General features: G+C 70.9%; 12 protein-coding genes. 10 read left to right on the top strand and 2 right to left on the bottom strand.

Going from position 1 to position 9428, the window contains the following annotated elements; all coding sequences use genetic code 11:
• The first annotated feature begins 160 nt into the window (after nucleotides 1-160).
• Both ACFWGJ_RS37060 and ACFWGJ_RS37055 read left to right on the top strand, forming a co-directional pair.
• A complete protein-coding gene (locus ACFWGJ_RS37060; RefSeq protein WP_387333365.1) occupies nucleotides 161-451 on the top strand; it encodes a hypothetical protein in 291 nt (96 codons plus the stop codon).
• A gap of 116 nt (nucleotides 452-567) precedes the next feature.
• On the top strand, nucleotides 568-846 hold the full coding sequence (locus ACFWGJ_RS37055) for a hypothetical protein (protein WP_387333364.1): 279 nt from the start codon (nucleotides 568-570) through the stop codon (nucleotides 844-846).
• Here the strand turns inward: ACFWGJ_RS37055 and ACFWGJ_RS37050 are convergent.
• Nucleotides 831-1571 carry a VWA domain-containing protein gene (locus ACFWGJ_RS37050; RefSeq protein WP_387333363.1) on the bottom strand — a complete coding sequence of 247 codons (741 nt, stop codon included), beginning with the start codon at nucleotides 1569-1571 and terminating at the stop codon, nucleotides 831-833. The genes ACFWGJ_RS37055 and ACFWGJ_RS37050 overlap by 16 nt on opposite strands.
• A 56-nt stretch (nucleotides 1572-1627) precedes the next feature.
• Between ACFWGJ_RS37050 and ACFWGJ_RS37045 the strand changes: the two genes are divergently transcribed.
• From ACFWGJ_RS37045 to ACFWGJ_RS37010, 8 genes are all read left to right on the top strand, one after another.
• Complete coding sequence (locus tag ACFWGJ_RS37045; protein WP_387333362.1) at nucleotides 1628-2230, top strand: hypothetical protein; 603 nt, start codon at nucleotides 1628-1630, stop codon at nucleotides 2228-2230.
• A gap of 61 nt (nucleotides 2231-2291) precedes the next feature.
• Nucleotides 2292-3308 (top strand): hypothetical protein, encoded by a 1017-nt coding sequence (locus tag ACFWGJ_RS37040; protein ID WP_387333361.1) that lies wholly within the window; start codon nucleotides 2292-2294, stop codon nucleotides 3306-3308.
• Nucleotides 3309-3317: 9 nt separating this feature from the next.
• Nucleotides 3318-4148 carry a hypothetical protein gene (locus ACFWGJ_RS37035; protein WP_387333360.1) on the top strand — a complete coding sequence of 277 codons (831 nt, stop codon included), beginning with the start codon at nucleotides 3318-3320 and terminating at the stop codon, nucleotides 4146-4148.
• 3 nt (nucleotides 4149-4151) lie between these two features.
• The gene (locus ACFWGJ_RS37030) at nucleotides 4152-6530 is read left to right on the top strand and encodes a hypothetical protein (RefSeq protein WP_387333359.1); all 2379 of its coding nucleotides are present in this window, start codon (nucleotides 4152-4154) and stop codon (nucleotides 6528-6530) included.
• Nucleotides 6527-6673: a hypothetical protein gene (locus ACFWGJ_RS37025; RefSeq protein WP_387333358.1), complete on the top strand. Its 147-nt coding sequence runs from the start codon at nucleotides 6527-6529 to the stop codon at nucleotides 6671-6673. The genes ACFWGJ_RS37030 and ACFWGJ_RS37025 overlap by 4 nt, the downstream gene beginning before the upstream one ends.
• A 56-nt stretch (nucleotides 6674-6729) precedes the next feature.
• Nucleotides 6730-7374 (top strand): hypothetical protein, encoded by a 645-nt coding sequence (locus tag ACFWGJ_RS37020; RefSeq protein ID WP_387333357.1) that lies wholly within the window; start codon nucleotides 6730-6732, stop codon nucleotides 7372-7374.
• Nucleotides 7375-7412: 38 nt separating this feature from the next.
• The gene (locus ACFWGJ_RS37015) at nucleotides 7413-8264 is read left to right on the top strand and encodes a peptidoglycan-binding protein (protein ID WP_387333356.1); all 852 of its coding nucleotides are present in this window, start codon (nucleotides 7413-7415) and stop codon (nucleotides 8262-8264) included.
• Nucleotides 8265-8352: 88 nt separating this feature from the next.
• Nucleotides 8353-8607, top strand: a complete 255-nt coding sequence (locus tag ACFWGJ_RS37010; RefSeq protein WP_387333355.1) for a hypothetical protein — start codon at nucleotides 8353-8355, stop codon at nucleotides 8605-8607.
• Nucleotides 8608-8667: 60 nt separating this feature from the next.
• Here ACFWGJ_RS37010 and ACFWGJ_RS37005 read toward each other — a convergent pair whose 3' ends face one another.
• A complete protein-coding gene (locus tag ACFWGJ_RS37005) occupies nucleotides 8668-9300 on the bottom strand; it encodes a Uma2 family endonuclease (RefSeq protein ID WP_387333354.1) in 633 nt (210 codons plus the stop codon).
• Nucleotides 9301-9428 lie beyond the last annotated feature (128 nt).

Here is a 9428-nt window from a genome sequence, read left to right as displayed (position 1 = left end):
CCTGAAAAGCGACGGCCGGTTGTCGGGTGCCGGTCTCACAGCCCCGCGCCCCTGAAAAGCGGGGCTGCGCCCCTGCTTTTCGTCTCTGGGGGCGCGGGGAACTGCGCGACAAGCCCTCACCGGGCCGCACCGGGAAGTCGACCCTCAGAAAGGAACCCCCATGACCGGATTCAACGTCAATGCCGCCCGCGCGCAGCGCCTGGAGGCGCTCGGGCGGGCCTGGACCTTCGAGCTCGACGACGACACCTTCGAGCTCCCCACCGAACTGACCCGCACCACCGCCCGCACCCTCCGCGACCTCGACGACAACGACGTCGACGGCCTGCTCCGACTCCTGCTGGGCGAAGAGCAGTTCACCCGGTTCGAGCGGCACGACGTCACCATGCAGGACATCGCCGCGATCCTGGAGGCCTACGGCAAGGAGACGGGGCTGGGTCTGGGGGAAGACTGAGCCTCGGCGCGCTCGTCGAAGAGCACGCCGAGGCCCTGGAGGCGGACCTCCTCCGCCACTACGGGGTCGACCTGCTGGACTGGCACCGCGGCCGGCTGTCGTCGCGGCGGCTCTCCGTGCTGGTCCAGCACCTCCCGCGGGACAGCGCGACCGCCCGTGAACTGCACGGCGAGGCGGCGGACTGGTCGGTCACCGACTACCTGCTCGCCTCCGTCGTGGACCAGCTCGCGGAGGCGAACTGGATGTTCGCGACGGTCAACGGCGACGAGGACGCCGAGCCGATCGACTACCCGGCGCCCGTACCGCGTCCCGGCACGGACGACGAGGGACCCGCGACCCGGACGACACCGCGGCAGCAGCCCAGTGCCCTGGAGCTCGCTCAGTTCTTCGGCTGACGGAGCCAGCGGGCGAACGGCTTCAGGGCACCTCGGAAGAGAAAGTACTCGGGCGTGCCCTGCGGCATGTTCCATCCCCGGTAGAAACCCACGTTCGTGAGGTGCGGGGCCTCGGCGCGGAGTTCGTCGAGGTGCCAGACCACATGCGTCAGGTCCGGGTCACCGAGGAACTGCCAGAAGGCGTTCGCACCGGACGCCGCCTCCAACTGGTCGGCGAGGGTGGGGTCGTCGAACATCGGCGCCCAGATGTGGAACAGGACCAGGGTCGGGACTCCGTCCTCGGGAAGACCCGCCGTGATCGTCCTGATCGCCTCGGCGGCGTCAGCGGACTCGAAGAGGCCGTAACGCTCCGCGCTCTCAAGGAGCCGGTTGTCCGGCGGCGCGTCCCGGGTGAGGAGGGACGGGGGCGGTACGACGGCCCAGTCCTCGATCCACTCCGCGGCGTCGGCCGGCCGCAGGTGCGGAAGCCGGTGCGCCCGCGCGGTGTAGATCCAGGGCTCCACACCCGTCCCGGGAGCCAGGGACTCCCCGAGGATGACGGCCCGGCGTGCCGTACGGGCGATCTCCCCGCTCTCGAACGGCTGGCTATTGCCCCCGGGAAAAGCCAGCACCACGCGTGGCGAATGCCGTCCGACTGCACTCGCCCGTACGGCCAGGGACGCGGCGAAACGCCCCTTTCTCAGCTTTCCAGCCCTTTTCGACACAAGCGCTTCTTCGGCAGCCATGGCCAGAGACTACGGCGCCGCCGAAGAGCGGCGCAATCGGTTCGACAGGAGTTCACATGGGCTTCGACTTCGATAAAGACCTCTACTTCGTGAGCAAGGAAACGCAGAGCATCAAAAAGGCTCTCACCGGAATCAGTCTCACGACGACCGGGCTCAGTCACTCGATGACCGGCATCAAAGGCGATATCGACGGCCTGAAAGCCGCTGTATCCCTGGTGGCCGCATCCGCGCAGATCCTGAAGGTGGACTACAGCCTCTGGAAGATCGACGAGAAGGGGATCTCCTTCCGTGGAGTCCAGACCACCACCTGGAAAAACGTCCTGGCGGTGGAGGAGGAGAAGTCCGACAGGAAGAAAAGGGAGCTGGACGCGAAGCTCCAGACGAAAGAGGAGGAGCTGAAGAAGCATCTCAGGACCGTGTTCCTCGCCATTGACAAAAGGCAAGACATCGACCGGGCCTGGAAAAGGGCCGGCACGGCCCAGACGCAGGCCGAAAAGGCCAACAGGGGCGCCGCGGCGGCGAACCGCGGTCTCGCGCAGCTCAGGGCCCAGCTGCGGACCGCCGGCGCGGGTGCGGATCTGGGGCCACGGCAGAAGGGGGACTACGACAGGATGCGCAATTCGATACAGGGCCTGAGCCAGGCGCTCGCCGGAATCTGACCTTTCGGCTCCCGATCGCGCGGCTCCCGATCCCTCGATCACGAGTGAATTGAGGAAGAAAATGAATCTCAAGCAGGCCGTCACCCAGGTCAATTCCAGGCTCGACGCACTCAGGAATTCCCTGGGTCGGACCGGCACGGCGATGGACCGGGTCAGAAGCGGTTCCGACACGGCCGGCAGCGCCGTCGGCAGGCTCCGTACCGCGGCCGTCAACAGTGACAACGCCCTGGGCAGACTGCGCGGCGGACTCCGCACCGCCGACACCGCCCTGGGCAGGTCCAAGGGCTCCACCGACAAGTTCAAGGCCTCCCTCGACAAGCTCAAGTCCTCCGCCGACAAGGCCAAGAACTCCCTCCAGGACGTCAAGCGGCAGTCCGACGCCGTGGAGAAGTCCGTGGGGCGGGCCGGCAAGAACGCCGACAAGGGCGGGAAGTCCATGGGGAGCCTCGGAAAGGGCCTCAAGGGGGCGAGTCTCGCGCAGAAGGGGCTCAATCTCGCGATGGCGGCCAGCCCGTTCGGGTTGATCATGACCCTGGTCGCCCCGCTCATCGCCCAGTTCGTGAACATGGACAAGGTCGCCGCCCTGCTCCGCAAGGGACTCACCGCCGCGTGGACGCACATCAAGAGCGCCTCGCAGTCGGCGGCGAAGATGCTCGGACCGCTCTTCAAGGGCGTCGTGAACGGCTTCCTGACACCCAGCCGCATGCTCATCCGCGGGCTCAACGTCCTGATCGGCGCCCTCAACCGCGTCAAGTTCAAGGTCCCGGACTGGGTGCCCGGCATCGGCGGCCGTGGCTTCGCCTTCAACCTGCCGCCCATCCCGGTGCCGCAGCTCGCGAAGGGCGGTGTCGTACGGGCCCGTTCCGGCGGCACGCTCGCCCTCCTCGGCGAGGGCGGCGAGCACGAGGCCGTCATCCCGCTCTCCAGGCTGGAGCGGATGCTCGGCTCCGGCGGCGGGATGCGCCGGCTCGCGGCGGCCGTCGAGGCGCTCGCCGAGCGGCCCGTCCAGATTGACGTGGACTCCCAGACCATCGCGCGCGCCGTCCAGCTGGGGCAGCGCAAGCTCGCCCGGAGGTGAGGCAGGAACATGGCCAGGAACCTGTGGATCGGCAAGCCCGGTCTGCTGCGCGAGATCGACCAGGCCGCCAAGAGCTGGGACCGCAGCGCCGAGCTGAACGTCACCGAGTTCAAGTCACTGGAAGGACGCGTCACCACCGTCGCCCCGCCGCGTACGGTCCGCCGGCTCAAGTTCTCCTGGGACTGGCTCGAACCGGGTGACGCCCAGCACCTCACCCGGCTCGCCCGCCGGATCGAGGGACCCGGCCTGCTCGGCAGCCCGAAGCCCTCGTACGGACCGCTCGCGGTCGTCGACCCGGCCTCCGTCAATCTGCTCGGGCCCTACCAGGCCGCCGCCCAGAGCGCCGAACCCGGCGGCACCGACCACTGGTTCACCGTGGCCGGCTCGCTGGGCGTCCTCCCGTACACCGGTGACACCGTCATCGGGGACTTCGGGGAGACCACCCGGGTCGGCTGGAAGCACGGCACCTGGACCGGCTGGCCGGTGGCCCCCGGGATGCGGGTGTCCTGGCGGGTGCCGCCCGACTGGAATCCGGCGCTCGCGACGGCCCAGCTGGACTGGAAGCGCGCCGACGAGAGCCATCTCGGCACCACGGCCGTGACCGGCGCGGGCGTCGTCACCGGCACCGCCCCTGCCGAGGCCGCGTTCGTCACGCCGGTCGGCGGCCCCGGCGAGGCCGTGCTCGCCGGTCTTGCGGGCGCCTGCCTGACCATCGACGCGGACCCCGTCGCGTACGCGCTCGGCGACGGCTGCCCGGCGATGTCCGTGACCGCGTACACGGACGTCCCGGCGGCCCGGCTGCCGTACCGCAACATCAGCATCGACCTGGTGGAGGTGTAGAAGGTGCAGAACTCCGACGACCTCCTCGACGCCGCCCTCGCCGCCCCGGCCCGCACGCCGGACCACGCCACCCGGCTCGGCGGGCGCGAACTGGGCGGACAGATCCAGTCCTGGAAGGTGGAACGGGCCTACAGCACCGACCTGCCCGAGGCTCTGCGCGCCTTCTCCGGCAGCGCCTCGGCCCAGCTCGAACTGCTCCTCGGCGGCGCCGGCGCGCCCGCGCCGCCGCTGTACTCGGCCTGGGCGGGCCGCGGCACCGGCGACGTCGTACGCCCCGGCCAGTCCGTCGTCCACCGGGCGGGCGCGAACGGCCGTACCGTGCCCGCCTTCCGGGGCACGGTACGGTCCCGGACCGCCGCGTCCGGCAGCGACACCGTCACCGTGCAGGCGCTGGACGGCGCGGAGCGGCTGCGCGGCCCCGCGCAACTGCCGCGCCCGTACCACGGGTTGCGGTACGGGCGTCCGGTGGCGACCGCGACCTGGTGCGTGGACGAACTCCTGCGCCAGGGCGGCATCCACAGCTGCCCGCCGCCCCGCGCGCCGGCCGTGGCGGACGACCCCGCCAAGCCGTTCACCGTGCTCTACGCCTCCCTGCACGGCGGCTTCAACGCCTCGTACGGACAGCCCGAGACCCTGCCGGCCCCGGCGGCGTACTCCTGGATCCGGGACGGGGCCCCGTTCGAGACGGCGCTGATGCCGAAGGCGGCCGGTCTTGAGGTGTCGTGGATGCCGCGGTCGCGGTTCGTCGTGGCCGGGAAGGTGTTCCAGGCGGAGCTGCACGTCAACACCGCGCTGTCGGTGGGCAGCGAGCTGGAGCTCAAACTGGTCCTCGACCGCAGCGCGGGGGCGTACGGGAACTACGCGCTGAACGTCTACTTCGCGACCGGCGTCGTGAAGATCACCTCGGGCACGGTCGGCGGTGGCGGCACGGTCGCGAGCTGGACGTTCCCCAAACTCGCCTCCCTCAAGGGCGCGTGGCACCTCGGCTTCACGGTGGACACCCGGGCGGGAACCGTCGGCGCGAGCACCCCGGCGACCGTGTATCCGCGGCTCACCGCACCCGACGGGACGTATCTGCCGGCCGGGCCCTTCACCTTCACCCAGGCGGCGGCGCTCCAGCCGCCCTCCGAGCTGTCCCAGGTCGATCTGAGGACGGACGTGGCCGTGGAGTGCCTCCAGGTCACCGACCGCTCCTGGCCGGACGGCGACTCGTACACCGCCGACGAGTGGGAGCAGAAAGGGCGTTGGGCCAAAGGCGCGGTGCTGGACGAGGCGACCGTGCCGCTGTTCGACCTGCCCAAGGTCGCCGGCTCCCAGTGGGACGCCATCACCGAGATCGCCCGCGCCACGCTGTCGACCGCCGAGTTCGACGAACAGGGCGTGTTCCGGTGGCGCGGCCCGGCCCGGTTCCAGTCGGTGCCTGAGCGCCCCGACCTCACGGTCACCACCCGCCGTGACATCGCCGCGCTCACCGTCTCCGAGGAGATCGACGCCTGCCGCAACCACTGCGAGCAGACCTACCAGGACTGGACGGGCATCAGCCACACCTACAGCGACACGGTCACCGACACCGTCGTACGGGAGATCCGGCCGGGCGCCTCGGTCGAGGTCGCCTACGCCATCGCGGAGGACGAACTCGACATCGGGCCGCCGCAGATCGAGGACGACGTCGCGCCCATGTCCGGCCACCGCGTGCGCTTCGGCAGCGCGGCGACCGGCGGCGCCTCGGTCAAGGGCAGTGTGACGGTCGGCTCCCGGCGCGACGGCCCGAACTACATCGTCCGTTTCACCAACCACGGGACGGCGAGCGTCTGGACGGTCACCAAGGACGGCAAGCCGTCGGTGCAGATCGTGCCGCAGAAGCGGACGGGCGACCCGCGCCTGCGCACGTACGCCTGGTACAACACCACGAGCCAAGCGCACTACGGCAAGCAGGTCTACCAGGCGCCCGCGACCGACTGGGTGCAGCAGCGGCAGGTCGCCTCCGACCTGTCGTACGCCATGCTCGACGCCGGCCGCTATCCGGTGCCGGTGCTCGGGGACGTGGAGGTGCTGCACGATCCGCGTATCCAACTCGGCGACGTCGTACGGGTGGTGGACACCAGCGGCGCCGCGCTCGACACCCTCGCCTGGGTCGTCGGCATCCGCACCACCTGCGCGTCCGGCGCGGCCCCGCAGCAGACCCTGACCCTGCGCGGCACCTCCTACAACGGGGTGCCGTCCGACACCGGGCTCGTCCCGGACCCGCCGGTCGATCCGGAGTACGGCACGACCCGCACGTACGCCCTGATCGAGGCGCAGAACGCGACGCTGGCCGTCCTGACCGACAGCGGGGTCACCTATCGGGAGCTGCTGAGGGGTTCGGGGGGTGCGGCCGCATGAGTGATCTCCCGCTGGAAACACCGCCGGTGGAGCCGGAGCCGGACGGCAGCGTGGCGCATCCCGTGCCCATCGACAGCCCGGCGACCCGCGACGGCGACGGCGGCACGCCCGCCGACACGCTCCCGCCGCCCCTGGGCGCCTGATCGCACCCAGCGATGCGCGCCCGTATCCAGGCACCCGTATGCAGAAGGAGGCCGTCATGGCCCTGCTCACTCCGCTCGGCAGTCTCCCGTACCCGCAGCCGGCCGACGCGGCGAACATCCCCGTGCACATCCAGTCGCTCGCCGAGGCCGTGGACGGCCGCACGGTGCTGCGGTTCGCCGACAGCGCCGCCCGGGACGTCAAGGTCACCGCGCCCGTGGCGGGCATGCTCTGCTGGCTCGGCACACCGAAGCAGTACTGGTACTACACCGGCAGCGTCTGGGCCCAGCTCGCCCCGTCGCCGGTCCACAAGGCGAACGCGACGGTCGGTACGACCACCTCGACCGCCTTCGTGGAGACGCTCACCGGCTCCACCGGCGATCCGACCGTCGCGACCTTCACGGCGCCCGCGTCAGGTTCCGTACTCGTGTCGCCGGGCGCGCGCATCAGCAACAGCGCGGCGACCGGCACCTGCTTCATGTCGGCGAACGTCCGCGCCAGTTCGGGCTCGACGGTCGTATCGGCCGCCGCAGACGGCCGCTCGGCGATCTCCACCGGTACGGGCCAGATCTCGGGGAGCACCCAGTACCTCGTCACGGGGCTGACCCCGAACAGCGTGTACACGGCGACCGCGGCCTACCGCTGCACGGCCGGAACGGCCACGTTCATGTACCGCTTCGTCACCGTCACCCCCGTCAACTGAGCACAGCCGAGGACGATCGAAGACAATCGAGGACAGTCATGGCCACACCCCTTACCGCCGAGGCCCTCGTGCGCGCACTGCGCGGCGAGGGCCTCGCCCTTTCGGAACACACCGGCTGGCGCACGCACAACAGGAACCACAAGGGCGCCTGGGGCCCGGTGCACGGCGTGATGCTGCACCACACCGCGGGCACCGACAGCCTCCGCCTGTGCCGCGACGGCACCGCGGCGCTGCCGGGCCCGCTGTGCATCGGCCTGATCACCAAGTCCGGCACGCTGCATCTGCTCGGGTACGGCCGCACCAACCACGCGGGCGCGGGTTCGGCCGCGGTCCTGGACGCCGTACGGGCCGAGAAGGCCGCGTTCCCCGCCCCCGGACCGGACGCCGTGGACGGCAACGCCCGCTTCTACGGCTTCGAGATCGAGAACCTCGGCAACGGCCGGGACCCGTACCCGGCGGCGCAGCTCCGCACGGTCGAGCGGCTGTCGGCGGCGGTCTGCCGGGCGCACGGCTGGTCGGCGCGGAGCGTGATCGCCCACAAGGAGTGGACACGGCGGAAGATCGACCCGTCGTTCCCGATGGAGGTGCTGCGCGCACGGGTCGCGGCGCTGCTGAGTGCCGGACCGACGCCGGCTCCTGCGCTGTACGCCCCCTTCCCGGGCGCCGCGTTCTTCGTACCCGGCCGCCGCAGTTCGCTGATCACCGCGGTCGGCAAGCGCCTGGTGGCCGAGGGCTGCGGACGGTACGCGTCCGGCCCGGGCCCCGTCTGGACCCAGGCCGACGTCCTGTCGTACGCGGCCTGGCAGCGCGGCCTCGGTTACGTGGGCCTGGCGGCGGACGGCGTCCCGGGCCGCACGAGCTGGGACAGACTGCGCGTGCCGCAGCCGTGACGCCTGACACCTGACACCTGACACCTGACACCTGACGCCTGACACCTGACACCTGACACCTGACGGAGACGAACACGGGAGGTACCCGATGACGGCGACCGAGACCGAGGAGGTCGTCCTGGAACTGGAGCGCCTGCGTCGTTCGGTCGACGTCGGCTTCGCCACCACCCGTGGCGACCTCGCGCTCCTCCTCCAGCGCGTCGAGCAGACCGACAAGGCCCTCGACGAACACGAGGCCCGTATCGAGGCGCTGGAACGCGCACGCTGGCCGCTGCCGTCCCTGGCGGCGGCCACGTCGTGCCTGGCGCTGGCACTCACGGTGTGGCAGACGACGGGCCGCTAGTCGCCGCCCGGCCGGTCACCGCTTGGCCGGTCACTGTTTGGCCGGTCACTGTTTGGCCGGTCACTGTTTGGGCCGCGGCGGGCCCGTGATCGCTTCCGTGATGACGAAGCCCTTGGCGGGGCCCTCGGGGATGGTGACCTCGGTGCCGTAGGGCACGCGGTGGACGCCCACCCAGTCGGCCCGGTCGGGGCGGGGTTCGGTGTGGACGGTCACGGTGCCCCGGTCGTCGTGGTCGTCGATGACGACGTACACCGGGATGGCCGCGCGGGCGTACTCGCGGCGCTTCCTGACGCGGTCGCGCTCCTGGCGGCGTCCGTCCGGGGAGACGACCCCCGCGACCAGCCGGACGGCGGCGGCGGTGATCCCCACGCCGTCGGCGGTGACGTACCGCTCCGTGTCCCTGGGGACGACGAACAGGTCCGGCACCCATACGCAGCCCGCGTGGACGACGTTCGTGTCGTTCCGGGCGGCGAAGTCCCCGCCCTTCAGAAAGCCTCCCAGCGCCTCCTTGAGGCGGAAGACGGTCTGGCTGTGCGCGTAGCGGCCCGTGGGTGACACTTCGACGGCTCCTTCGATGATCTCGGCCCGGTAGCCCTCCGGGAGTTCCATGGCCTCCCATGCCTGCCACAGGACCTCGTCGGGGCCGGGCCCGTTCGCGGGCGGGCAGGGAGGCTCGGTCATGGTCTCGGTCATGATCACAAGTGTCTCGTGAATACCGGCTCACCTGCGAAAACGCCGTCGATTCACCCGAACCGGCGAAGCAGAAACGACTCGCCGGGACGGAGCCCGGACAGGACAGCAGGGCCCGGACCGCGGTGCAC

This window comes from Streptomyces sp. NPDC060205, from assembly GCF_042728395.1.
GTDB lineage: Bacteria > Actinomycetota > Actinomycetes > Streptomycetales > Streptomycetaceae > Streptomyces.
Note: the sequence above shows the minus strand (reverse complement) of the source record. Positions and strands in the feature narration are given on the sequence as shown.